The organism is Acinetobacter sp. YH12218 (genome assembly GCF_013417925.1).
GTDB classification, from domain to species: domain Bacteria; phylum Pseudomonadota; class Gammaproteobacteria; order Pseudomonadales; family Moraxellaceae; genus Acinetobacter; species Acinetobacter amyesii.
On record NZ_VPDB01000015.1, the window covers coordinates 20,017 to 44,896 of the forward strand.

At 42.0% G+C, this 24,880-nt stretch carries 30 protein-coding genes; 18 read left to right on the forward strand and 12 right to left on the reverse strand.

Going from position 1 to position 24,880, the window contains the following annotated elements; all coding sequences use genetic code 11:
* Nucleotides 1-115: 115 nt before the first annotated feature.
* From tatA to FTV03_RS06285, 4 genes are all read left to right on the forward strand, one after another.
* Complete coding sequence (gene tatA, locus FTV03_RS06270) at nt 116-337, forward strand: Sec-independent protein translocase subunit TatA (RefSeq protein WP_078189673.1); 222 nt, start codon at nt 116-118, stop codon at nt 335-337.
* A gap of 12 nt (nt 338-349) precedes the next feature.
* Entirely contained in the window at nt 350-826 is a 477-nt protein-coding gene (gene tatB, locus FTV03_RS06275) for a Sec-independent protein translocase protein TatB (RefSeq protein WP_180040547.1), read from the forward strand.
* Nucleotides 823-1,593 carry a twin-arginine translocase subunit TatC gene (gene tatC, locus FTV03_RS06280; protein WP_180040549.1) on the forward strand — a complete coding sequence of 257 codons (771 nt, stop codon included), beginning with the start codon at nt 823-825 and terminating at the stop codon, nt 1,591-1,593. Before tatB ends, tatC begins: the two co-directional genes overlap by 4 nt.
* A 221-nt stretch (nt 1,594-1,814) precedes the next feature.
* The gene (locus tag FTV03_RS06285) at nt 1,815-4,031 is read left to right on the forward strand and encodes a PhoX family phosphatase (protein ID WP_180040551.1); all 2,217 of its coding nucleotides are present in this window, start codon (nt 1,815-1,817) and stop codon (nt 4,029-4,031) included.
* Between the two features lie 42 nt (nt 4,032-4,073).
* On the opposite strand, the gene FTV03_RS06290 is transcribed toward FTV03_RS06285, so the two are convergent.
* Complete coding sequence (locus FTV03_RS06290) at nt 4,074-4,853, reverse strand: NRDE family protein (RefSeq protein WP_180040552.1); 780 nt, start codon at nt 4,851-4,853, stop codon at nt 4,074-4,076.
* 93 nt (nt 4,854-4,946) lie between these two features.
* Here FTV03_RS06290 and lgt point away from each other — a divergent pair, with 93 nt between their 5' ends.
* The 3 genes from lgt (at nt 4,947) to FTV03_RS06305 (ending at nt 6,677) form a co-directional block, all read left to right on the forward strand.
* Nucleotides 4,947-5,759, forward strand: coding sequence for a prolipoprotein diacylglyceryl transferase (gene lgt, locus FTV03_RS06295; protein ID WP_078189677.1), 813 nt, complete (start codon nt 4,947-4,949; stop codon nt 5,757-5,759).
* A 156-nt stretch (nt 5,760-5,915) separates the two neighbouring features.
* The gene (locus FTV03_RS06300) at nt 5,916-6,308 is read left to right on the forward strand and encodes a hypothetical protein (RefSeq protein WP_180040554.1); all 393 of its coding nucleotides are present in this window, start codon (nt 5,916-5,918) and stop codon (nt 6,306-6,308) included.
* On the forward strand, nt 6,309-6,677 hold the full coding sequence (locus FTV03_RS06305; RefSeq protein WP_180040556.1) for a hypothetical protein: 369 nt from the start codon (nt 6,309-6,311) through the stop codon (nt 6,675-6,677).
* A 21-nt stretch (nt 6,678-6,698) separates the two neighbouring features.
* Here the strand turns inward: FTV03_RS06305 and FTV03_RS06310 are convergent, their stop codons facing one another.
* Entirely contained in the window at nt 6,699-7,211 is a 513-nt protein-coding gene (locus tag FTV03_RS06310) for a peptidoglycan amidohydrolase family protein (protein ID WP_180040557.1), read from the reverse strand.
* A gap of 560 nt (nt 7,212-7,771) precedes the next feature.
* Between FTV03_RS06310 and thyA the strand changes: the two genes are divergently transcribed.
* From thyA to msrA, 5 genes are all read left to right on the forward strand, one after another.
* Complete coding sequence (gene thyA / locus FTV03_RS06315; RefSeq protein WP_180040559.1) at nt 7,772-8,614, forward strand: thymidylate synthase; 843 nt, start codon at nt 7,772-7,774, stop codon at nt 8,612-8,614.
* Nucleotides 8,615-8,713: 99 nt separating this feature from the next.
* Nucleotides 8,714-9,226 (forward strand): dihydrofolate reductase, encoded by a 513-nt coding sequence (locus FTV03_RS06320; RefSeq protein WP_180040560.1) that lies wholly within the window; start codon nt 8,714-8,716, stop codon nt 9,224-9,226.
* A gap of 27 nt (nt 9,227-9,253) precedes the next feature.
* The gene (locus FTV03_RS06325) at nt 9,254-10,324 is read left to right on the forward strand and encodes a DUF4105 domain-containing protein (RefSeq protein WP_180040562.1); all 1,071 of its coding nucleotides are present in this window, start codon (nt 9,254-9,256) and stop codon (nt 10,322-10,324) included.
* 84 nt (nt 10,325-10,408) lie between these two features.
* The gene (locus tag FTV03_RS06330; protein WP_180004564.1) at nt 10,409-10,867 is read left to right on the forward strand and encodes an META domain-containing protein; all 459 of its coding nucleotides are present in this window, start codon (nt 10,409-10,411) and stop codon (nt 10,865-10,867) included.
* Nucleotides 10,868-11,026: 159 nt separating this feature from the next.
* Complete coding sequence (msrA, locus tag FTV03_RS06335) at nt 11,027-11,551, forward strand: peptide-methionine (S)-S-oxide reductase MsrA (protein WP_180004565.1); 525 nt, start codon at nt 11,027-11,029, stop codon at nt 11,549-11,551.
* A gap of 84 nt (nt 11,552-11,635) precedes the next feature.
* On the opposite strand, the gene FTV03_RS06340 is transcribed toward msrA, so the two are convergent.
* The 5 genes from FTV03_RS06340 to FTV03_RS06360 form a co-directional block, all read right to left on the reverse strand.
* The gene (locus FTV03_RS06340; RefSeq protein ID WP_078192724.1) at nt 11,636-12,040 is read right to left on the reverse strand and encodes a biopolymer transporter ExbD; all 405 of its coding nucleotides are present in this window, start codon (nt 12,038-12,040) and stop codon (nt 11,636-11,638) included.
* A complete protein-coding gene (locus tag FTV03_RS06345) occupies nt 12,040-12,663 on the reverse strand; it encodes a MotA/TolQ/ExbB proton channel family protein (RefSeq protein WP_078192725.1) in 624 nt (207 codons plus the stop codon). Before FTV03_RS06345 ends, FTV03_RS06340 begins: the two co-directional genes overlap by 1 nt.
* 30 nt (nt 12,664-12,693) lie before the next feature.
* The gene (locus FTV03_RS06350; RefSeq protein ID WP_180040564.1) at nt 12,694-13,458 is read right to left on the reverse strand and encodes a TonB family protein; all 765 of its coding nucleotides are present in this window, start codon (nt 13,456-13,458) and stop codon (nt 12,694-12,696) included.
* Between the two features lie 210 nt (nt 13,459-13,668).
* A complete protein-coding gene (gene purU, locus FTV03_RS06355; RefSeq protein WP_078192727.1) occupies nt 13,669-14,535 on the reverse strand; it encodes a formyltetrahydrofolate deformylase in 867 nt (288 codons plus the stop codon).
* Nucleotides 14,536-14,614: 79 nt separating this feature from the next.
* Nucleotides 14,615-15,316, reverse strand: coding sequence for a TetR/AcrR family transcriptional regulator (locus tag FTV03_RS06360; protein WP_168377888.1), 702 nt, complete (start codon nt 15,314-15,316; stop codon nt 14,615-14,617).
* A gap of 116 nt (nt 15,317-15,432) precedes the next feature.
* On the opposite strand from FTV03_RS06360, the gene FTV03_RS06365 reads away from it, so the two are divergent.
* The 5 genes from FTV03_RS06365 (at nt 15,433) to FTV03_RS06385 (ending at nt 19,739) form a co-directional block, all read left to right on the forward strand.
* Nucleotides 15,433-16,881 carry a coniferyl aldehyde dehydrogenase gene (locus FTV03_RS06365; RefSeq protein WP_180040566.1) on the forward strand — a complete coding sequence of 483 codons (1,449 nt, stop codon included), beginning with the start codon at nt 15,433-15,435 and terminating at the stop codon, nt 16,879-16,881.
* A 162-nt stretch (nt 16,882-17,043) separates the two neighbouring features.
* Nucleotides 17,044-17,280: a 50S ribosomal protein L28 gene (rpmB, locus tag FTV03_RS06370; RefSeq protein WP_000048256.1), complete on the forward strand. Its 237-nt coding sequence runs from the start codon at nt 17,044-17,046 to the stop codon at nt 17,278-17,280.
* 12 nt (nt 17,281-17,292) lie between these two features.
* Nucleotides 17,293-17,448, forward strand: a complete 156-nt coding sequence (rpmG, locus tag FTV03_RS06375; RefSeq protein WP_001205031.1) for a 50S ribosomal protein L33 — start codon at nt 17,293-17,295, stop codon at nt 17,446-17,448.
* Nucleotides 17,449-17,590: 142 nt separating this feature from the next.
* Nucleotides 17,591-19,309 carry a cation:proton antiporter gene (locus FTV03_RS06380; protein ID WP_180040568.1) on the forward strand — a complete coding sequence of 573 codons (1,719 nt, stop codon included), beginning with the start codon at nt 17,591-17,593 and terminating at the stop codon, nt 19,307-19,309.
* A gap of 187 nt (nt 19,310-19,496) precedes the next feature.
* Entirely contained in the window at nt 19,497-19,739 is a 243-nt protein-coding gene (locus FTV03_RS06385; protein ID WP_180010191.1) for a hypothetical protein, read from the forward strand.
* A 78-nt stretch (nt 19,740-19,817) separates the two neighbouring features.
* On the opposite strand, the gene FTV03_RS06390 is transcribed toward FTV03_RS06385, so the two are convergent.
* The 5 genes from FTV03_RS06390 to FTV03_RS06410 form a co-directional block, all read right to left on the reverse strand.
* Entirely contained in the window at nt 19,818-20,096 is a 279-nt protein-coding gene (locus tag FTV03_RS06390; protein WP_078192732.1) for a hypothetical protein, read from the reverse strand.
* A 105-nt stretch (nt 20,097-20,201) separates the two neighbouring features.
* Nucleotides 20,202-20,705 carry a DUF6586 family protein gene (locus FTV03_RS06395; protein ID WP_111884067.1) on the reverse strand — a complete coding sequence of 168 codons (504 nt, stop codon included), beginning with the start codon at nt 20,703-20,705 and terminating at the stop codon, nt 20,202-20,204.
* A gap of 75 nt (nt 20,706-20,780) precedes the next feature.
* Complete coding sequence (locus FTV03_RS06400; RefSeq protein WP_180040570.1) at nt 20,781-21,143, reverse strand: ASCH domain-containing protein; 363 nt, start codon at nt 21,141-21,143, stop codon at nt 20,781-20,783.
* Nucleotides 21,144-21,184: 41 nt separating this feature from the next.
* Entirely contained in the window at nt 21,185-21,436 is a 252-nt protein-coding gene (locus FTV03_RS06405) for an RNA-binding protein (protein WP_078189697.1), read from the reverse strand.
* A gap of 86 nt (nt 21,437-21,522) precedes the next feature.
* Nucleotides 21,523-23,511, reverse strand: a complete 1,989-nt coding sequence (locus tag FTV03_RS06410; protein ID WP_168377891.1) for an ATP-dependent helicase — start codon at nt 23,509-23,511, stop codon at nt 21,523-21,525.
* A 251-nt stretch (nt 23,512-23,762) separates the two neighbouring features.
* Between FTV03_RS06410 and FTV03_RS06415 the strand changes: the two genes are divergently transcribed.
* Nucleotides 23,763-24,875 carry a S41 family peptidase gene (locus FTV03_RS06415; protein WP_180040572.1) on the forward strand — a complete coding sequence of 371 codons (1,113 nt, stop codon included), beginning with the start codon at nt 23,763-23,765 and terminating at the stop codon, nt 24,873-24,875.
* Nucleotides 24,876-24,880 lie beyond the last annotated feature (5 nt).

Genomic DNA, 24,880 nt, shown 5'->3' on the forward strand with positions numbered 1-24,880 from the left:
GCATAGTAACACTGAACATAAGCTTCGCGGCTGTCTTTAAACTGCAACATCTTGGTCACTTCACTGTCATCTACAACTGCTGAAATGTTGTGCAGACCAACAAGAGGATAACAAGATGGCTGGACTATCGATTTGGCATGTACTGATTTTTGCAATTGTGGTGATTTTACTCTTTGGTACCTCTAAGCTAAAAAACTTGGGCAAAGATGTCGGCGGCGCGGTCAAAGATTTCAAAAAATCGATGCGTGATGAAGACGCAGCAAATACACAGCTTAATGAGCCTCGCACGCTAGAGCATGAAGCTCAAAATAAAACCAATTCCTCAGTTCAAAGCTAAGGAGTTGTCATAATGCTTAATATTGGTATTAGCGAATTACTGGTGTTCAGCATTATTGCGCTGATCGTACTTGGCCCAGAAAAACTGCCTGAAGGTATCCGCTTTGCAGGTAAATGGTACGGGAAAGTTAAACGACTGATCAGTAACGTGCAAACAGATATTGACCGTGAACTTCGCATGTCCGAACTTCGTGAAGAAATGCAAAAAGAAATGCAACGTATTCAACAGCTCGAAGCGCGTATGCAGGCTCAGATGAATGAATTGCAACAAACGCAACACCCCATAGAACAGACTGCGCAAAAACAACAAGAAGCAGTCCTACCTGACAATAAAAATTTATCCCCACGTTATCAGTACATCGAACGTGGTCAGAGCACGATATTTGCCGTGGTTACACCCCAAATGAAAATAAAGCACGAAATTAAAACAGATCAAGCTCCTGTATTAAGTTCGACCGATGCATTAGCAGAATATCAGGTGGCCGTATGACAGATCTTTCACTGAACAATTCACAGAACACTGTGCCTGATTTGGAAGAAATGCCAATCACCAAACATTTGGTGATTTTGCGTCGGCATTTGATCAAAATTACAGGACTCATTTTGATTCTGTTCTTTTGTTTATTGCCCTTTGCCAATCAAAGCTATCAATTGATGTCAGAGCCACTGCGTGCTCAACTGCCAATGACCTCATCCATGATCGCAACGGATGTGACCGCCACGTTTATGGCGCCGTTTAAGCTGAATTTCTTTGTCGCGCTAATGCTCGCGATGCCCTTCGTGATTTATCAACTTTGGGCCTTCATCAAACCTGCACTGTATGAAAAAGAGCGGCATTTGGCGATGCCCTTATTATTCGGCAGTATCGTCCTCTTCTATGCCGGTATTGCCTTTGCCTATTGGGTTGCCCTGCCATCCATCCTACATTTTTTTATGAGTGTTTCCCCTGAAACGGTCGCCCCAATGACGGACATCAATAGTTATTTAAGTTTCTGCTTAAAGCTTTTTTTGGTGTTTGGACTGACCTTTGAGATTCCGATCATCACATTAATTTTGATTTTGATCGGGGTGGTGTCTACTCAAACCTTGGTGGAGAAGCGTCGTTTTATTATCGTTGGCTGTTTTTTTGTCGCCATGTTTGCCACGCCACCCGATGCACTTTCGATGATCATGTTGGCCATACCCATGTGGATGCTGTTCGAGCTGGGTTTGTTCTTTGGCAAGCTGATTGAAAAACGACGTACATCTGCAACTTAAATAGACTGATGTTTCGACAATTTTGGTGAGTTTTACACCTAAGAGGCTGAGATAGCCTCTTTTTTTTATGCACCCATTTAATGTTTTGCAATTTACATGCAGCGAAATCTAAACGCCTATTTCATCAGTTTGCAACATTAGCTTCAAAGCATTGTCATATTTTATCGATAGTTTTATGTGATCAACTTTTACCCAGCACACCTTTGCCAGGATTTAAATTCATGACAAACATGCCATATAACGAAGATCAAGAACTTGATAACAACACTTCGGATAACCTTCATTTTCGTGACATTTTAGAACAGCGCATCAGCCGTCGTAGCTTGATTACCAAGACTGCGAGTGGTGCAGTCGCACTTGCATTGGCATCTTCATTAACGGGGTGTAATGATGACAATGACTCAGGTTCAAATAGCAATACCAAACCACCTGTAACCGATCCAAATCAAAAACCGACCAAGTTCAATTTCACACCGGTGAAAAAAAATTTAGACGATATTGTGACTGTTCCTGAAGGCTATCAAGCGCATGTGCTATATGCGATGGGTGACTCGATTAACCCTGCATACCCAGCGTGGGATGATAACAATGTTCCTTCTGGCCCGAGCTTCCAATTCCGCTCTGGTGACTGCCATGACGGTATGAGCTTCTTTGGTTTAAATACCACCTCTGGACGTTATGATGCCAAGCAGTCTGACCAAGGTTTGTTGGTGATGAACCATGAATACATCAATCCAACCTTCTTACACCCACAAGGCCCAACCAAAGTGGATGGTCGTCGCCCTGAAGATGAAGTCATCCGTGAAGTCAATGCACACGGTGTTTCTGTGATTCAAATTGAAAAAGACAGCAAGACTCAAGCCGTTAAACTGGTACAAAATTCTCCATTTAACCGTCGTATTACCGCATCGACCGTAATGGACTTTAAAGGCCCTGTAGCAGGCTCAAGCTTAGTTTGCACGAAATTTTCAACCAATAGCCAGCAAACCCGTGGTACACACAACAACTGCGGTAATGGCTATACCCCTTGGGGCACTTACCTGACGACAGAAGAAAACTTCATTGGTTACTTCGCTCGTGCAAAAAACGATGATGCCAAACGTAGTCATGCTGAAATTGTGGCACTCAACCGTTATGGCCTAAAAGCGGGTGCGAACTCGCGCTATGGCTGGGAAACAGCGATTGGAAGTAATGAGTCTCAAGATTTATATGACCGTTGGTCAGCGAATGTTACCGGTACTCAGGCAGCAGAAGATTATCGTAATGGTCCAAACACCTTTGGTTGGATTGTCGAAATCGATCCATTTGACCGCCGTGAAAACCCCGTAAAACGTACTGCACTTGGTCGCTTTGCACATGAAGACTGCCGTGCAAGTCGCTTACGTGAAGATGACAACCTCGCGTTTTACATGGGTGATGACTCACGCGGTGAATACATCTATAAATTTGTATCCGACCAAAAATGGAATAAAAAAGATGTCAACGGTGGCTATGCCGCGGGTGACAAATACATGAACAATGGTAAGTTATACGTTGCCAAATTTAACAATGATGGCAAAGGTCAATGGATTGAATTGAGCTATAACGTCAATGGTTTAAACCAAAGCAACAGCGTTTATCCGTTTAGCTCACAAGCAGATGTTCTGACCTTCGCACGTCTTGCCGCAGATGCTGTCGGTGCTACCAAAATGGACCGCCCTGAATGGGTCGCTGTGCATCCAGACAATGGTGAAGTCTATGTGACCCTCACCAATAACTCGAACCGTGGTACGACGCATGCACTAGATGCTGCCAACCCTCGTAACTACACCGACCCTGAAGGTGGTAAAGGCAACGTCAACGGTCATATTATCCGTTTCCGTGAAGATGGTGATACAACCACAGCACTCAGCTTTACTTGGGATATCTACCTGTTTGGTGCTGAAGCAAAAATGGCGAGCAACATTAACTTATCTGGTCTCAATGACAACAATGACTTGTCTTCACCCGATGGGATGTGGTTCGACCCACGTGGTGTGTTATGGATTCAAACCGATGACGGTGCTTATACCGATACCACCAACTGTATGATGCTTGCTGCACTTCCGGGTCAAGTCGGTGATGGTACAAAAGCCACGACATCATCGGGTCAAGAAACCATTGTGGGTGCAAAACTGAATGATGAAAACTTACGTCGCTTCCTGACTGGACCTAAAGAATGTGAAATCACAGGTGTGACGATGACACCTGACTACAAAGCGATTTTTATCAATGTGCAACATCCCGGCGAAGATTCAGCATCCTATTCTGAACCGACCAGCCACTGGCCTGCATCACAAACCAATGCAGCAGCCACCTCACGTCCACGTTCTGCAACCGTTGTCATCACCCGTAAAGATGGTGGTGTGATTGCTGGCGAAGCGGTAGAACAAGCTCAGCCAACACAAAAAACCGCATAAGACACCTCTAAAAAAATAAGCCGACGAATCGTCGGCTTTTTTTTATGGCTTTAAATGCACTTCTATCTGGGTGATCTGTCCTTGTTGCTCACCCTGCTGCTGTTTTTCCTGCCAATGCCACTGTGAATCCCGCATACATAATAAATTTGAACAGCGGGTGCCATACACTGGACTTTGAATAAAGGTCGAAGACAACAAATGTTCCATTTCCGCCTGAATCCCAGTATTGGGTAACAATGCTGGAATGATTTTACGTTCATCTTCCAAAATATCCCACGCAGCGGCGTCTATATCCGCCTGTGGTTGCTGGCTTTGTAGCATCGGCAAAAATTCTTGCGTGAAACGTTTGCGTAAATGTCGGGTCTTTTCCCAATGTTCAGTCATTAAACCATTAGATGTGACATACACCCCTTTGGCTAAGACTTGTGGCCCTTCACCGCGATTACTCATATAAACGGCTTGAGTGGCATCGCCAACGAATAAATTAAAGCCAGCATAATTACATTGGATTTGTTCCAGTGCTTGCGCAAACCGAATGGGCGTTTGCTCAGATTCTAAAAATTGCTGAATCAAAGCGCCACGTGAAGTGGGATATGTGGTCTGATCACGACCATCACGAAAATTGGTCACAATCGCCCAACGCCCTTGAGCGGTTATCCCCATCCATGTTCCACCAGACTGTAAGTCCTGCCCTGCAATAATCGGACTATCTACCCATTGCTTTAGGCCTGCCGTCGGTCGATGATAAAACTCATCACGATTCGAAATCAGGCAGAGTGGCATGTCATCCAAGACCTGCCAAGCAAAAGCCACAATGCACATATTCAACTCTCAATATCTTTACACATTGAATGTACAACATTTTTCAGCACATTCAGCTAAAATCTGTGCAAAACATAATGACAAGGAACAGCAATGCTGACATATCCAAATATCGACCCTGTGGCGATATCACTGGGGCCACTACAAGTTCACTGGTATGGTCTGATGTATTTATTGGCCTTTTTATTTGCATGGGGTTTGGCAACCTACCGTGCAAAACAACGTGACGGCTGGAACGCAGAAATGGTCTCTGACCTGATTTTCTACGGTGCATTGGGTGTCGTGATTGGTGGACGCTTTGGCTACGTCTTCTTTTATGGTTTCGATCAATTCCTTGCCAACCCACTGTGGCTATTCCAAGTTTGGACAGGTGGCATGAGCTTCCATGGCGGTTTCCTTGGGGTCATGATTGCCATGTTACTGTGGTGCAAGAAATATAAAATGACCTGGTTCCAGACCCTCGACTTTATTGCACCCTGCGTTCCGACAGGCTTGATGTTTGGTCGTATTGGTAACTTTATTGGTGGCGAACTGTATGGTCGTGCAGTGACCGATCCTAATTTTGCTTTCGGCATGATCTTCCCGACCGATCCACTTCAGTTGGTGCGCCATCCGTCGCAACTCTATCAAGCCCTCTGTGAAGGTTTAATTCTGTTTATCGTGCTGTGGTGGTTTAGTTCAAAACCTCGTCCACGTTATGCCGTTTCAGCCTTGTTCCTCATCGGATATGGAATCGCACGCTTCACCGTTGAATTCTTCCGTGAGCCGGACAATGGTCAACTGTTCATCGGATGGATGAGTAAAGGTCAGTTCCTGACAGTTCCGATGATTCTGATTGGACTATGGATGATGTGGTATGCCTACCAGAAAAAAATCTATGACTGGGGTCCACAAAAAAATCATTAATATTTTATAATTGTCTTTAAGCAAGCGAGGTCTAAGCCTCGCTTTTTTATGCGCTGAAATTTATCCCTTCATACGTATTTACTGCACATGAAGTGACTGAATTAGACAACTGATCTGTGCTAAAGTTTATTCAGCTTATTTTTAAACTATCGATCCATGCTTGAATTTTGGTTTAACCCCAGCGTTTCTGTACTTAAAAAAATCCTGTTTTTTATTGCGATGGTCGTACTGACCGGTGTTCTGTATTGGATGGAACCCCTAACACTTCAAGCCATTCTCATGTTCATGGGTACAGGCGTCATTTTCCTGATTTGTCGTTATTGCAAGATTCATTTCGCAGCAAAAAATCCAACAGGTTTGCTCTATCGTTTATTGACGTGGATACCGATTGCACTGCTGTTAGCATTGGTTTTTATCAACATGAATAAGGGTGAAATTCTGATTCCGGGTGCTCAAGGCATTGGCTTTATGGCTTTGGCGATCTGCCTGCTCTCCCCGATTTCACTGCTGAATAAAAACGAGAAAACTTCACCCCAAGGTAAAGTTTAAATGCTGACGTTTTGGTACTCTGAGCGCTGTAACCGACAAATCAAGCTCATCATTTGTATCAGTACCTGTGTACTTATTTTTCTATGCGCTGAACAAAAACAACTTGATCCCCGCTTTGCGGGCATAAGTTTAGCGATTGGTTTGATGATTGATCTGCTTTATAAGCTCAGACAAGACAAACTAAAAACACTGTCTCCGTCATTAAAATGCGGTTTGGCTAGTTTGCCCATTTTATGTTTAGTGTGCTTAATTTATTTTCTACCCAATGAGCACCGCTGGATTTTAGCGCTGCAATGTGTGGGCTTTGCTTCAATTGGATTATTTATCGTCTCGATCTACAGCCAACGTGCAAAAAGGTTTGAAGACTAACCTTTTTGCATCCACGGGCTGTTAATCCGCTAAGCGATAATAGCTATATTTCACATTTGGAGTTCGATAGACCGCATAACCCGCTTGACGATAATCAGACACCCACCCCTTGCCGGAATATGCTGCGATATGACCATAACGACTACTTTGATTGCGGTCGATAATATAGATATCGCCTTTCTTAGGTCGATCAAACGCTAAATTAATTTTTTGATAACCAATTTTTTGTAATGTACTGCCCCAGTCTGCTGCAGCAACAGGGTGACCGTTAAAACGTGCCCCTGCGGACTCAAGTGCTAAACGAACACTGCGGGCACATTTCTGAGTACTGCTTTGGCGGGTAATGCCTTGTAAAAATCCTGTCAAACGATCGATATCGATACGCTGACCATTACGGGATACCACATTTTTAGTCGCTGCTTTTTGAGTGGTATTGGACTTGCCCGTATTTTTACTCGCCTGAGAACGAATTATGATATTTGCCTGAACTGGAGCATGCACTTCACTCAAGTTTACATTGTGATCATAAGCCATTCTTTAACCCACACTCCCGCCTATATTTAGGCATTCAAAAATTTTAACGAGGGTGATAGTACCGCGTAAATCATGTTTTTTCATGTAAAAAATGTAAGATTTCTTAAACAAATCTTCACATTTAAATACGATCGTCTATTTTTAATTCAAATAGATTTATTTTTTATATCAAACTCTTAATCAAAAATAGTTGTTCAATATCACCTCTTCATAATGAGAAAAATCACGTTTATTTTTTAATCAAACTTATCTGTATTTTTTTTCAACACTGCGAAAGAAGCATCTCTCAATATGTAAAAAATAGAGCTTCGTTTTCTAAGCTCATGCTTGATTTAACAGACATATTGTCTCGTTAACACTTGATGTAGTTGTTATAAATAGACGTCTTCAGCTCAGGCAACTCAGCTCTTGTTGCCTGCAAAATTTGGTCATCACCCAATAAACACCGTATGTTTTGGATTTTTTAAACCTGACTATATTCAAGCGCCCATCACAGTTCCTTCCACACGCAAAACAAGCTAATATGTGCCACAAGAAATTTAGCAAATTATGAGAGAGACATGCGCCAGTATTTAGACCTTTTACAACACATTCTCGACAACGGCGGCGACAAGGGCGACCGTACGGGTACGGGAACACGTTCTGTATTTGGTCATCAAATGCGCTTCGATCTTTCTCAAGGTTTCCCTTTACTCACCACCAAGAAAGTTCATTTCCGCTCTATCGTGATTGAACTGTTGTGGTTCCTTAAAGGCGATACCAATGTTCAATATTTGCAAGACAATAAAGTCTCGATTTGGGATGAATGGTCTACAGCAGAACAAACTGCTCGTTTTGGTCGTCCTGCCGGTGAATTAGGTCCTGTTTATGGTCATCAATGGCGTAATTTCGGTGCAACCAAAAAAGCCGATGGCCTATATGAACAAGATGGTTTTGACCAAATTAAATGGTTGGTCAATGAAATCAAAACCAATCCTAACTCACGTCGTCTAATCGTGTCGGGTTGGAACCCAAATGAGGCAGGTAATGTTGCACTGCCACCATGCCACACCTTGTTCCAATTTTTTGTCCAAAATGGAAAATTATCCTGCCAATTATATCAACGCAGTGCTGACGTTTTCCTGGGTGTGCCGTTTAACATTGCCAGCTATGCCCTGTTAACACATATGATTGCGCAAGTTTGTGGACTAGGTGTAGGTGACTTCGTTTGGACCGGTGGGGATACACATTTATATGCCAACCATTTCGAACAAGCGCAGTTGCAATTGACACGTGAACCAATGGGTCTGTGCCAATTAAAACTCAATCCTGAAATTACCGATCTTTTCGATTTTAAATTTGAAGATATTGAAATCGTAGGTTATGAATCATATCCTGCGATTAAAGCGCCTGTTGCGGTTTAATTTTAGAAATCCCAAGTGAAAAGCAAAATCCCGCTTTACCTCAAGCGGGATTTTGCATTCTAATAGACGGCAAATATTTCGGCTATTTGAGTTCAAACTATGGCATTTCAAAATTTAGAAATCGTGCACGTTGTCGCTATGGATCAACAGCGCTGCATTGGTAAAGGTAATGATTTGCCGTGGCATATTTCTGCCGATTTACAGCACTTTAAAGCCATCACCCAAGGCGGCGTCGTGGTCATGGGACGCAAAACCTTAGAGTCTATGGGACGCACCCTACCAAAACGTATCAATTGGGTGATTACACGAGATAACAATTGGTCATTTGAAGGCACCAAAGTCGCATATAGTATCGACGAGGCGTTAACGCAAGCAGTTGCCGATGTCGCAAGTTCAGAAAAACCAACGAGTTTGTTTATTATTGGTGGTGGCGAAATTTTTAAGCAAACCATCGGCATCGCAGACCGTTTAGAACTCACGCATGTTGAACTCGATGTTCAAGGTGATGCGCATTATCCTGAAATTCCTGCGGACTTTCAAAAAATGGCGTCAGAACAACATATCGACGACAAAACTGGGATTGCTTTTGAGTTCGCAACTTACAGAAAATAAAGAAAAATCTTAAGCTAAAAGAAAAATATGCAACAGAGTGACCAACAAGCAATGTTCAAAAAAATAGGGCGAAGTATTCTTCATGCTCTATTTAGTGTGTTTGTCCTCTGTTCTTCGATTTGGCTCTGTGCCGCCCTGTGGATACAGCAACCGGCAGGCTGGTTAGGCAGCCGCATTATCATTGGGATCTGGATCGCTTTTGCCCTGAGCATTTTAGGCTTCTATATTACCCAACACTTTTTTAGCCGTCGTAAAGATGTCTTGATTTATATTGTGGGCTTTATCTGTGGTCTATTTTGGTATTTTGGCATGGAAGCACGCCAAGATCGTGAATGGAATCCTGAAGTAGCAGAAATTCTACATTATGAAAAGCAAGGCAATCTCGTCACCTTACACAATGTGCGTAATTTCGACTGGCATGCCGATGGCAGCTATACCCCGCGTTGGGAAACTCGCCAATATGACCTGAGTCAAATCAATGGCGTCAACATCATTACCTCGTATTGGATGGGGCCGCAAATTGCCCATACACTGGTCACTTTTGATTTTGCTGACCGACCACCGCTGACGTTTTCGATTGAAATTCGCAAAGAGAAAAATGAAGAATTCTCTGCGATTGGTGGTTTTTTCCGTAAATATGAACTGAGCCTCATTGCATCAGATGAAAAAGATATTATCTATACCCGCAGCAATACACGCGGAGAACAGGTCTATTTCTTCCCCGTAAACATGCCAAAATCTGAAATGCAGGCGCTGTTTATTGAATATCTACATAAAGCCGATGAACTGCAGACTCAACCCAAATGGTACAACACACTCACTAGTAATTGTACAACACTGGTGTTTGACATGATTCAAGCGGTTTCCAAACATCAACTTCCAACCGATTACCGCTTATTTGCATCCGGTTATTTGCCGAATTATTTGCACGACCTCCATGCCATAGACCAAAATTGGGATATGAAAACATGGTATCAAAAAGCCCATGTTAACCCCCGCGTCTCTCAAATTAAGCAACTGAGCAGTGAACAATATTCGAAGTTAATCCGACAAGGTTTGCCGCATTCACAGTCTAATCCAAGCGCCAATCAATTGTAATTCTTAAATATTGATACAAATATGGCTAGCTTATCTGTGCGATATTTGCTTAGATAATTGAAATGCTTCCACGGGGAAATTCCGATGCTAAAACAAATATTTGTTGCTGCAACTTTGGTTTCAACTTTAGTGGTGACAGGCTGTGAAAGCATGCCTGCACAAGACAACACCATAACTGAAAATTTAAACCTATTACAAAACCGTACTTGGATTGCCACTCAGATTGGCAACACCCCAATCAAAACAGCACCCAATGCGCATAATATTCCAAGCATTCAATTCGATGCGGCTTCAAAACGTGTCTCAGGTGCAGACGGCTGTAATCGTATAATGGGTGGCTATAATGCTGGCAAAGACACCATAACGTTTGGCCCGATTGCATCGACACAAATGGCTTGTCTCAATAACAATGGGCTAGAGCGACAGTACCATGCAGCACTCGAAAAGGTAACGCATTATCAAGTTTTTGGAAAAACCTTGAAATTGCTAGACCGTCACGGCAATTTATTAATTCAATATGAAAGCGCTGTTCAACCGCGTTAAATCATTTTAAAAGTCTGCTTCGGCAGACTTTTTTATTCACTGTTCAGTCATGCCAGAGACATTTAATGCACATAAACTAGTGATTAGTATACAGACGTACATTGCAGTTTTTAGCTATAACCCCATATTAAACATCAGGGAACAAAATAGGATTTCACTATGCAACAAGCGGTATTTGGTGGTGGGTGCTTTTGGTGTATAGAAGCAGTTTTTCTACAACTAAAGGGCGTGCAAACAGTCGTCAGTGGTTATGCAGGGGGAGTTACTCAGCATCCGAGCTATGAGCAAATTTGTGAGGGGAATACCCAACATGCAGAAGTCATTCAGATCAATTTTGATGACAGCCAAATCAGTTTTAGCCAATTGCTGGATGTATTTTTCGCAACCCACGATCCAACCACGCTGAATCGTCAAGGCAATGATGTCGGCACACAGTATCGCTCAGTGATTTTCTATCAGGACGATTCACAAAAGCAAATCGCTGAACACCGTATTGAAGAATTAAAAGCTGAAGGCATCAATATCGTGACTGAACTCAGTCCAATGCCGACCTTCTACCCTGCCGAAGAATATCATCAGAACTTCTTTGCGCGTAACCCAAACCAAGGCTACTGTAATTTTTCAATACCACCTAAACTCATGAAATTACGTAGCAAATTTCAAGAGCTACTCAAATCTGAATGATCTAATTGTACGACGTCTTTTCGAAATAGAGACATAAAAAAAGCGACATTTCAGTCGCTTTTTTTAGTTATCTTTGCTCAGTGCTTAGTTATCACTGGCAAAGGCGATATCGCTGAGTCCGGCTCCACTCGCACGCGACATCACTTGTGCAACTGTGTCATAACGTGATTCTTTATCGGCTTTTAATACCAATGCAGGCTTACGTTCTTGCTGACCAGCTGTATTTAGACGACTTTCTAAATCTTCGAGCGTGACAATATCACCATTCCAAGCAATATCACCCGCTGAGTTAATGCTGATGGTTACGCTTTCAGTTGGCAGATCAATCACTTCTGCAGTCGTTTGTGGCAAGGTTAATGGAATTGATGGGTTGGCAACAGTCGCAGTCACCAAGAAGATGATCATCAATACCAACATAATATCGATGAGCGGAATGAGGTTCATCTCATTCATGCCAGCATCGTTGTCTTCACCCAATTGAAAAGCCATTAAGCTTGACCTCCAGCTAAACTTTGCTGTGCAGTTTTCACGTCTTCTTTCTTCGCTGCAGATTCTTGTTGCAACATAGTATCAATCAATAAACCATGCGCTTGATCTTGCAATTCATTCGACAGTGTACGGTTAAAACGAACACAGATGTTATAAGCCAATACCGCAGGAATCGCCACAGCCAAACCAAGACCGGTCATGATCAAAGCTTCACCGACTGGAGTTGCCACTTGCGCTAAACCCGCTTGACCGCTTTTACCCACTGCTACAAGGGCATGAAAAATACCCCATACTGTACCGAACAAACCTACGAACGGTGCAATTGAAGCAATCGTACCCAATACAGATACGCCTTTTTCAGCATTAGCTTTTTCTACCGAAATTTGACGTAGTAATGCTTGTTCAGCCACAGCCTTACGTTGTTCAAAAGCCAAAGGAGCAAATTTCGCTTTCAGTTTGCTTAGTGCATCTGCAAGGTGGTTATACGCCACTTGTTTGAGCTGACGTGTGCCCATAATACGAAGAACGAAGATCGTCCAAGTCGCAATCGACATTGCAAGTAACACGAAATACAGTGTTTTGCTGACTGCATCTGCATGTTGCCAATAAACTGAAAAGTTCATATTCGAACTCCTAATGGGTTAGCCGGAATCTTAATTAAGTTTAAAGTTGAATGGTTGATCAACTCGCGTCGGAGTTGCCACACCATTATCAATATATTTGGATAAACGTGCACGCTTCACTGCATCAGTCACTTTACGGTTTACAGCAGCGCCACAAGTCGAGTTTTTAATCGTTGCTGATTCGACTTTACCTTCAGCACTTGCAGCAATCGCAACTTCAACTGTACACGACGCTTTTAATTCACCATTTTCAAATTGAACATTCGGTTTCTTAATCCAACTGACACCATTACCAATGCTCACAGTTTTAGGTGTCGGTGGCGCAGGTGGTGCTGGAGGCGCAGGTGGTGGTGCAACAGGTGCCGGAGGTGTTGGTTCAACACGAACGACTTTCGTTTCAGAAACCACAGTTGAAACAACAGGTGTTGGTGGTACGTTTTTGACCGCTTCAACAGTTGGTTTCGGCGCATCTTTCTTTTTCACCTGTTCCAGTTTTTCCACTTTCTTCGGTGGAGGTGGTAAAGGCTTATCTACAATTTTAACTTCTTTTGGCTTTGGTGGCTCTTTCTTCGGTTCTGGTTTTGGCTTCGGAGGTTCTGGTTTTTTCTCTTCAACAATCTTCACAAAGCGAACTTTAATCGGATCTTTTTCGATCGGTTTAAGTTCTGGTGCTTTCATATTGCTGACCGCCCACAATACCCCCATATGCCCTACCACAACAGCGAGAAGCGCAGTAATGATTTTCTTTTTCATCGGGTTAGGTGATTGCATCATTGGAGCGGGAGATTGACTCATTAAACTCAGTTACCTTGAAGAAGCGATTGCATTTATTTTGTCAAAAATACAATCATGCTCATCGGTTAGCACAATTAAAGTACGGCAATAATAAATGAGAAGTGTTTTCATTTGCAACTATTAATTCGTCAGTTTTAATGACTTTTTTTAATCATAATATAAAAAAGGCATACCTAAAGTATGCCCTTTTATTCAAAAATTTATCTCGTTTTATTGAAATACAACAGTTTTATTACCATCGACAATAATACGATCTTCAAGATGCCATTTGACTGCACGTGCGAGTACATTACGCTCTACGTCCTGACCTAACTCGCGCAATTGTTCAACGGTAAAGTCGTGACTTACACGCTCTACGTCTTGCTCAATAATCGGCCCTTGGTCAAGATCCGCAGTCACATAGTGTGCTGTCGCACCAATCAACTTCACACCTTTTTCATGCGCTTGTTTATATGGGTTCGCACCAACAAAGGCTGGGAGGAATGAATGGTGAATGTTAATCACTTTCATTTCCCATTTTTGAACAAATTCTTCGTCTAAAATTTGCATATAACGAGCAAGAACCAATAAATCATTGCCTTGCATCAATTGATCAATTTGCTCATAAGCTTCACGTTTGTTTTCTTTGTTCACAGGAACCACTTCAAACGGAATACCGAAATTTTCTACAGATTCACGTAAAGCATCGTGATTAGACACGACTTTGGTGATTTCACATGGTAAACCACCACGTGCATGACGCCATAACAGTTCAAGCAAAGCATGGTCAACTTTAGACACCAAGATACCGACTTTCTTCACATCACTGACTAAAGCTAAACGCCAGTGCATGTTGTAACGCTCAGCAACATTGCTCGCAAATGTTTGAGTTAGACTTTCTTTACGGCTTTGTAAATTGTCCAATTCGAACTCAACACGCATGAAGTATCGCCCCCCTTGAGCTTCAGTCGCGTATTGATCAAGTGCGGTAATATTTGCTCCCTGATGATACAAAAAGCTCGATACAGCTTGCACAATCCCCGGTTTATCTTCACAGGTAATGAGTAAGCGTGCTGTGTTAGCGGTCGACATATTCATGTTGGTTTATATCACTAATCAGTTAAATTGAAAAAAGAGCCGAGTATTCTAACGCTTTTTAAAGCCAGACTAAATAGTCTTATTCAGTAACCTGATGCTTTGCGTTTGAAAGACTTGCAAATAAGTCCGACGGCCCTAAAGTTTCGAGCAATCGCTCATAGGTTTCACGGCTTTCACCACGTAGATATGCACCTTCTAAGAACACCATTTGTCGTAGTGCTTGCCACACCCATTTTTCTTCCAAAGTGTTTGAGTCAGTAATATGGCCAGACATATAAAGGAAGTTGGTCCAGTTGGTCAGCACGATCCACAAGTTAATGGTTAAGGCCTCAATTTCAGAATCGGTCATCTGCATTAAGCCTGCGTCAACAAAGGCACGATAAATTTTCTGCCCTTGTTGCATGACTTGACCGGCAAAACGTGGATACATTTTGCGGAAATCTTCATTATTTTCGACCAAGTGATAAACATCACGATGTAAAAAGCGATAAGCCCATAATTGGCTACTTAACACTTGGAAATAGCGAATTTTATCATTGGCATCAAGCTGACGATCATCAGGAAGCGCTAACATTTCTAGCGTTTCATGCTGATATTGCTCCATTAATTCCTTAATAATTTCACTTTTATTTCGGAAATGGTAATACAAGTTACCTGGGCTCATTCCCAGTTCAGCAGCAATATGATTGGTTGTCACTGAACGCTCGCTACGCTCATTAAACAACTGCAAACTCAGCTGCAAAATACGTTCTTTCGTTTTTAAGGTTTTGGTGTGAGACATCCTAAAACAACCATTTATTTCAAAGCATTAGAACACTAACACATAAAGTAACTTGACTATTTAGAGTATTTACTCTAAAAATTAATTAATCGCTAATTTGGATATGGTCGTGCGACATGAATAGTCAGACAAAAACAACTTCAATGACACCACATTCTTTTGATCAGCAGCATCTCAACAATATGTTGGAACAGCAGAAACAAGCGTATTTACGTTACCCATTGCCTACAGCGAAGGAACGTATTGATCGTTTGGCTCGGCTTAAGCGTATCTTAGTTAAGTATCAAGATCAATTTGCTGATGCAATTAATCAAGACTATGGTAACCGTTCTATTGGTGAAACCAAGATTGGTGAGTTACTTACATGTCTTGAACACATTAAATATTATAGCAAGCATTTGACAGACTGGATGAAACCATCCAAACGCCATGTCGGAATTATTCACCAACCTGCAAAAGCATGGGTGCAATATCAACCGCTTGGTGTCGTCGGCATTATTACGCCATGGAACTACCCACTGCTTCTTTCTATAGGCCCACTGATTTGTGCTTTGGCTGCGGGCAACCATGCCATGATCAAAATTTCGAGTGCCTCTGCGGCATTTGGTGATGTGCTAGAAAAAGCTCTCGCAGAAGCATTTCCTCAAGAATTGGTCGCAGTCGTCAACGGTGGTGGCCCAATTTCAGATGCGTTTAGTCACCTTGCCTTCGACAAAATGATTTTTACTGGCTCGACCAATGTCGGTAAAACCGTCATGGCGGCAGCGTCTGAAAATTTAGTTCCGGTGATTTTAGAATTAGGCGGAAAGTCACCTGTATTGGTTCATCCGTCTATTGACCTAGCAGATGTCGCACAGCGTCTTGCTGTTGGTAAACTTTGGAATGCAGGTCAAACTTGTGTTGCACCTGACTATGTGTTCTTACCTCGTGGTAAAACGGCTGAATTTTTAGATCACTATAAAGTGTGCGTTGAAGCCATGTACTCAAGTATTGCCCATAATCAGGACTACACCTCGATTATTAATGACAAGCAGTACAACCGCCTACAAGGTTATTTAGAAGATGCGCGTGATCAAGGCGCACAAATCATCAGTTTTAACCCACAAAATGAAGATGTGGACGCTGTACGTAAAATTGCACCGACTGTTTTAACGGGTGTCACTCCAGACATGCAAATTATGCAGCATGAAATCTTCGGTCCGATCCTTCCGATCATGGAATATGATCAAATTGACGAGGTTATTGCTTTTATTAATAGCCGTCCTCGTCCACTTGCTTTATACTATTTCGACTTTGATCAGGCACGTGCCGACTATGTCGCAACACGTACCCATTCAGGACATTTCGGACAAAACACGGTATTAACCCATGTTGCTCAAGATGACCTGCCGTTTGGCGGTGTGGGGGCTTCGGGTATGGGGAAATATCATGGTCCAGAAGGTTTCTTCAGTTTGTCGCATGAACGCTCGGTGATGTCGAATCCAAAACTCTATAGTTTGAAATTCATTCTTCCACCGTTCAATAAGCCGATCCACAAACTGATTTCGAAGACACTTCTTCGATAAACGATCAAGGCATGAACGATCACACTAGGTGATCGTTCGTTTTATGCAAAATCGCTTGTCTTTTAAGCGCATTTTTGATATAAAACGCCCCTTGAATGAATTCAATGTTTTTTTTGACTGGCCATACAGATTTGCTGTTGGCTAAATCAATGGAGTTACACCATGTCTAAGGTTTGCCAAGTTACCGGCAAGCGTCCAGTCGTTGGTAACAACGTCTCACACGCCAACAACAAAACTAAACGCCGGTTCGAGCCGAACCTGCATCACCACCGTTTTTGGTTAGAAAGCGAAAAACGTTTCGTACGTCTTCGTCTAACTACTAAAGGTATGCGTATTATCGACAAATTGGGCATCGAAAAGGTTGTTGCTGACCTACGTGCTCAAGGTCAAAAGATCTAAGGAGCTACGAACATGCGTGATAAAATTCGCCTAGTTTCTTCTGCTGGTACAGGTTATTTCTACACTACCACTAAGAACAAACGTACTATGCCGGAAAAAATGGAAATCAAAAAATTTGATCCAAAAATCCGTCAACACGTAATCTTCAAAGAAGCTAAAATCAAATAATTTTAGTTTTTTGAAAAAAACGACCTACTTAGGTCGTTTTTTTTTGCATTTTTTTTATTCGAATTGCTAAACTTTTAAAATGCTTTTTGGCACTTTTTGTGCTTGTCTTTTTTACCCTTAACTTAGGCTTAAGGAGTTTTTAGTGCCTCATGATGTAGAACTCATAATATTACTTGCTGTTGGCTTTGGTTTTGCCTTAATTTTTGGCTATATTGCTGCACGCCTGCGACTTCCTCCCCTTATCGGCTATCTGATTGCCGGTATTATTATTAGCCCAAACACACCTGGGGTAGTTGGCGATATCCATCTCGCTAACCAGTTGGCCGAACTCGGTGTGATGTTTCTGATGTTTGGCGTGGGTATGCACTTTTCACTCAATGATTTGATGCAAGTACGTCGTATTGCCCTCCCGGGTGCCATTTTACAAATTGCAGTGGCGACCTTACTCGGTATGGGAATTTCCATGCTTTGGGGCTGGAGCATGGGCTCAGCCTTAGTGTTTGGCTTAAGTTTGTCGTGTGCAAGTACTGTCGTTCTACTCAAAGCCTTAGGTGATCGCGGCTTACTCAACTCCGTCAATGGTAAAATTGCCGTGGGTTGGCTCTTGGTTGAAGACTTGGTGATGGTTCTGGTCCTGGTCCTTCTACCTGCGACTGCCGTACTGCTTGGCGGTCAACCGCTCACATCAGGCAGTGCCGATGAAAATATTTGGCTGACCTTAGGTCTAACTTTACTCAAAGTTGCTGGCTTTATTGCCTTCATGCTGATCATTGGTAAACGCTTAGTGCCAATGATTATGCAAGTGGTTGCACGCTTAGGCTCACGTGAATTATTCACGCTTACCGTGGTTGCAGCAGCTGTGTCTATTGCCTTTGGTGCCTACAAGGTATTTGGTGTATCCATGGCACTGGGCGCATTTTTTGCCGGTATGGTGGTCAAAGAGTCTGACTTTAGTCACCGTGCAGAAGAAGAAACCCTTCCGCTACGTGAAATTTTTTCGATTTTGTTTTTCGTCTCCGTCGGCATGCTGTTTGATCCACGGATCTTGATTGAACAACCGCTTCACGTCTTAGCTGTGGTCGGCATTATCATGATTGGTAAGACCATCGCTGCAATGGCGTTGGTGTTGTTCTTCCGTTACCCCATCAATACCGCATTAACCGTTGGGGCAAGCTTGGCGCAAATTGGTGAGTTCTCATTTATTTTGGCGACCTTAGGTGTATCTCTAAACCTCCTTTCTATGGAAGGACAAAACCTGATACTGGCAGGTGCTTTAATCTCGATTACACTCAACTCATTTGTATTTTCAGCCATCGAGCCTATGCAGCGACTCATCCGTGAGCGCTCGAATTTGGCCCGATTACTGGAACGTAGTAGTGACCCATTAGCTATGTTGCCGGATGAGGTCTCACAGGATTATCTACGTGATCAGGTGGTACTAATTGGTCATGGTGAAGTCGGTCGTCGTATTACCCGTGAATTAATGAATGAAAACATTAAAGTGGTTATTGCTGAAGAAAACCGTGAAATCGTGGAAAACTTGCGGGAAAAAGGCATCGCTGCGGTATCCGGTGTAGCAACAGAACCGGGTGTTTTAATTCAGGCCCATATTCAACACGCACGCCTTTTGGTCATTTCACCTATGGATATTTTAGATATTCATAAAATTGTCGATATTGCCAAAATGCTGAATCCTTCTATCCAAGTATTGGTGTGTGCGGAAAGTAAAGAAGAAGCTGAAGTCATTCGTCGTGACAATATCGGTGAGGTTTATTATGCCAAAGAGGAAATGGCGAAAAATATGAGCAATCATATTTTAAATCAAATCCAAATTGCCCATCACCAAACTCCGACACACTAAACTAAGTGCCTAATTAAGTTCTTATGAGCAAAACCCAAAAGGCGATGCATTAAAGCATCGCCTTTTTTTAATTGATATAATTCAGTAATTTTAAAATTACAAATAATTGAATTTAAAAAACATATTGATAAAATGAGCATCAAACGAAGCATCATGTTAAATACTTCAAACAAGAAACGAGAAAAACATGTACATCCTCTATTTAGGCCTTGCCATTATTTTGATTGGCGGTCTGGGCTTTCTCATCGCTGCATTTAAAACCAGTATTTTATGGGGACTGGGCTGTCTATTGTTTTATCCCATTTCCATCGTCTTTCTGATTCTGTATTGGCAAGATGCCAAAAATCCTTTTTTCTTACAGCTCATCGGGGTCTTTATTGTATTTTTAGGTTCGATACTGATCTCACCTGCTGAACTGAGCAAAGTCTAAGTGCCATTTTGAGTATAAAAAAACGCACCAAAAGGTGCGTTTTCATCAACATGATCCACAAAATCAGCAGCTATATGATTAGCTCATATATTTTGGCTTTTCATCAACCACTTCGGCATGCCATTCATCCACTTGTTTTTCTAACAAACCAAACAATGCAGCCTGAATCATTTGCTGAGCGATCACACTCATTTGATCGCCCAAAATATTGCGTAATTCTTCATTGAATTGGATAGTCACCAAAGGCTCTTTTTCTGAGCCTGCATTACGCAATGCCAACTCACCACCTTCCAATTGAACCAGCTCTAAAATTGCTTCCTGGTTCCCAAAGAGTTCTTTCAACTGTTCTATAGACATATATCCCTCCATGCGCAACATGGTGATAAAGGCATCTGCACTTTGTATTACTTAGATAATCTTATATCGGGTTAAATAAATTTATTTCAAGTAGCAATAGTCCGATTAGAATTCCACCATCTCGTTACGAAATCCATCAATCAATTGGGTTAGATCACGATGCCATTCACGCAAAATAGCGGTATCTGGCAACCATGCTTGCGGTGTTTGAGTGACTTTAATAATTAAATTTGAAGACGTTTCATCTTCTGGCTCTGGTGCAGACGGTTCAGGTGCATACTGACACATACGATGTGCGCGTTTCAGCTCTGCAATAAAACCCTGCTTTGCCAATTGCTGCATAACAGTCACTTCAGGTGATACCTGACCTTTTTCAGCCATCAGCGTTTCAATCGACTTTAACGTGGGCGCAGGCTCATTTAAACGATAGTAACGCACCAACTCTTGTAAAAACGCAAGTACTGCACCATGCAAATGAAAAACCGCTGCTTCGCGATAAGCCTGAGCTTGTTGAACATGATCGGTCTGCTCGGCTTGCTGACATGCAAGACGGCTAAAATATAACTTTTGATTGGTACGATCAGCATGAAAGCGAGCAACACGAGACATGAACAATTCCCTAAATTTTGGCGTTTTTCTACATGAATAAGCTTAAACGGATTTTTAGGAAATTCACAATAAATATTATGGATGATCGATTTCAATTAAATAAATGTCACGCTTTGCAGGAACAGACATATCCCAATGGATCATCCTGATATTTTCCAAACGCCAAGCCCAGTACCCTGCTGTCCAATATGTCGCCTGCGCTAGCTCTACCTCATTTTCAGTCCATGCATGAACGTCATATACATCGACCATCGCCACCGCACGTCCAATATCTTCATCTCCACTTTCATGTAAGTAGCGTTGATTTTCCACAATCACTAAATCTTTTAAAGGCAAATGCTCAGGCTGCCATGAGCGGACTTCAAGCGTTTTACGTCCGCACGCAATGTTCGAACCAGATGGCGCAACAATCGACAAGGCCGAGTAGCATTTTTTCATAGATCACCGATAAAAAAGGAGCGTTACGCTCCTTTTTGAATTTATGCTTTAGGCTTATCTTCAGCCGCTTTTACGCGAATACCCGCACCTTTGACTTTCAAAGTATTCAGGCCTTTAATCGCTTTTACAGCTTCACGACCATTTGGCATTTCGACAAAACCAAACCCTTTCGATTTACCTGTGCTTGCATCCATAACAACAACAGCAGACTCTACTGCGCCAAATGGTTTAAACAGTTCAACCAATTCTGCTTCAGTAACTGAACGCTCTAAGTTACGTACTAAAATTTTCATTCAATCTTCCAAATAGACAGCATCATCAAAAAGCATTTGTCTATTTTGCTTTTTAACTTGCGTGTAAATCACGTCAAAAATCTATTTTAATCGAGATCGATACCAAAATCTAAATTAATCGATTTTCTTTCGATTAACGCACTTTTTACGGTTTGCTGACGGGTTTTATAGTGTGTTTCCAAACTACATAAATTTCGAGTTAAATCATTCATAAAGTAACTTTCTACTTTACGCCCTTGCTCATCGACAGTTTCACGCGCCCAGTGGTTCAAGTTTTGCTTAGTCAAAATCAATTCATTTTGCGCACGTGTCAGTGCCACATATAACACACGACGCTCTTCTTCCACTTCATCGAAATTACCTTGAGCACGTGCATGTGGATATTGCCCTGGTGTGACATTCGCCACATAACAGACTTTTTGCTCCGTTCCTTTTGCCGAATGAATGGTAATTAAGGTCACGACATCACTGTCAGATTGGCGTTCAATTTCAGAAATGGAAACTGGATCAAGGACATATTCTTCTAAGAATTCACTCAACTGCGTATGTTTGGATGCCAGTTGTTTCACCAGATCAAAATCCCCGACACGGCGGTTCCAATCTTTTTTATAGTTTTCTTCCAGCTGCTCAGAAATCGCTTGAACAGCCAAGCTTACGCATTCTTTGACCTGATCTTTCAACACCGACATTTGCTTCATCATCAGAATCGCTTGGTCAGGTACTTTGCCAAACTTTTCCAACTTGGTTGCAATGGCTTGCATTTCTGGCTCAAGTAAAATCTGCTGCGATAACTTACTCGCACCGACATCACCCACACCATTCCATAAGGTTAAAAAGCGCATCCACGCGATATCATCTAAAGGATTGGCCACTACACGCAGTACACTGAGCAAGTCTTTTACATGGGCTGTTTCAAGTAATTTCATGCCGCCAATAAAGCGATACGGCACGTTTGCGGCAATACAGGCTGCTTCAATATGACGAGCAGCAAAGCTTGAACGCACAAGCACCATATGATCCGACCATTTGCTGCCTTCGAGGTAATGACGTTCTTTAATGTCGATGGCAATCCATTTGGCTTCATCAAACTCATTCGGGAAAATATGCATTTTCGGCTTAATCCCTTCACCACGATAGGCATCTAGGCGTTTGTCATATTTAATTTCACTTTCATCCAACAACCAATTCGACAGATCTAAAATTTCTTGGGTTGAACGATAATTTTTTTCGAGTTTGAAAATCTGTGCGTCGGGTACACGCTCTTTGAAATGATGAATATTTTCAAAGTCTGCACCACGGAAGCCGTAAATGGACTGTGCATCATCGCCGACACAGAACAAGCTGACACGTTCTTTTAGTGGCTCAAGTAACGCCCATTGCAGCGGATTGGTATCCTGCATTTCATCAACCAACATGTGGCGACAAATTGAAGCGACATAATCGACCAGTCCATCTGATTCCGCCAAAGCTTTCGCCACAATCGCCAAGATATCGTCATAATCGAGAAAACTACGCGCACGTTTACGAGCTTCGTATTCTTTCATGATATCCGCGATTTGATCTTTTAAAGCAAAGTACTCAGGCATTTGCTTTTCCATGGCAATGCTAAGTTTTTGACGCGTATTCCGCGCAAAAGAATATAGGTCACAGAGTTCTTTTGGCTTGGGCAAGTGATTGGGGTTTTTCTTATCATCACGGCCACGAATCAGGCGGAACATCATGAGTTGATCATCACGATCAATAATCGAAAACTGTTCTAGACCAAAGGCTTTTGGAATACGGCGCAAGAGGTACATACAAAAGGTATGAAAGGTTGATGCACGTAACCCTTTGGCTTGCTCACCTAGAGCCAACTCCACACGAGCAACAATTTCACTCGCTGCACGACGAGTAAAAGTCAAAATTTGAATTTGATTAGCAGGCACGCCTTGATCAATTAAATAAGCTGCACGCGCTACGATAGTTTTGGTTTTACCACAACCTGCTCCCGCCAAAACCAAGCTATGCTGTGCTTCTGTTGTTGCGGCTTGTTTTTGTTGAGGATTTAATTCATCAATCAGGTTGGCTAAACTCATGGTGTCTCATCGTGCTATGTGAATTGGTAGTTTAACAGAGCTACCCTAAATTCACAGCGTAGACGACTACAAAGTGACTCAACTTGACGCGGAAACACACCGTTTTAACCATGACTATTCATTTAAAATTTTCATTGTTTATACAGTAAAAAATCAGTAGATTTACAATTCAATATCATTAGAAAAACAAAGACCTATTTAAATCCATAGGCTTATAACTTTAGAAAATAACCGTCTCTAGGAATCATGACATGTTCAATAAATGTTCACAGCTTTCATTGTTGGTACTGAGTGGTAGTTTTTTTCTAAGCCCAAGTATTCAAGCTGCAGATGGACTTAGTCCCATGACACCTAGTGAGTGCCAAAAAGATTTTAACTTTAGCTCTGAATTTATACTCAAAAATGATGCTGGTATTCGAGCAAAAAACTGGGACAACTATCCAGAAAATATTCAAAAGGTCATAAATGAGCAAAACACTAAAATTACACAAGTAAATTCGGTCGATGCCTGTAAAGAAATTACCAATCACTTTCTCAAATCTATTCGTAAAGGCCATCTGAGCTTAGGCCAAAAAACCATATCAGAAGCCATCACAGAGAGTTCAACAATACAATCAAGCAATCTCGTGACCACGCAAAAATTATCCGAGCAGACAACCTTAATTACCATCCCAACTTTTGATCTGTCTGTTCAAAATCAACTTGAAAAGATCATTCAAGACAATCAAAACCAAGTGTTAGACGCACGTTTTTTAATTCTTGATCTACGCAAAAACTCAGGCGGTTTTGATACATCAGCACAACCCCTTTATCCACTTTTGGGAGCAGCTGAGTATTGGTTTGAAATGCCCCAAATTTATGCATCTACAGATAATATTCAATCATGGAAAGAAACAGCCAAAACCTTACCTGATGGAGAAATCAAGGTAGAATTTAATCGTATGATTGCTAAACTTGAAAGCAACAAAAATAGCTGGGTTGGGATGACAAAGCAGAAAGAGGAAAAATATGTGATCGCCCATTCAGACGTAAAAGCTACGCCCCAAAAAGTTGTTATTCTGTCAGATGAAGAATGCGGTAGTTCGTGTGAAATGTTTATTTTAACCGCACGTCAAAATCCGAATGTTTTAGTCATGGGGCGTAACACTTATGGGGCTTTAGATGCTTCAAATATTCGAACCATCAAAACGCCATCTCAACAATTCACACTGTATTATGCAACCACATTTATCCACCGCCGTACCGGGCAGCAAATTGACGACATTGGTATTGCACCTAATATTCGTCTCCCTAAACCGCAAAATCTAACCGAGTACCAAGCAGAAGTTACATTTGCACAGCACTATTTAGAAAATCGCTTATAGAAATA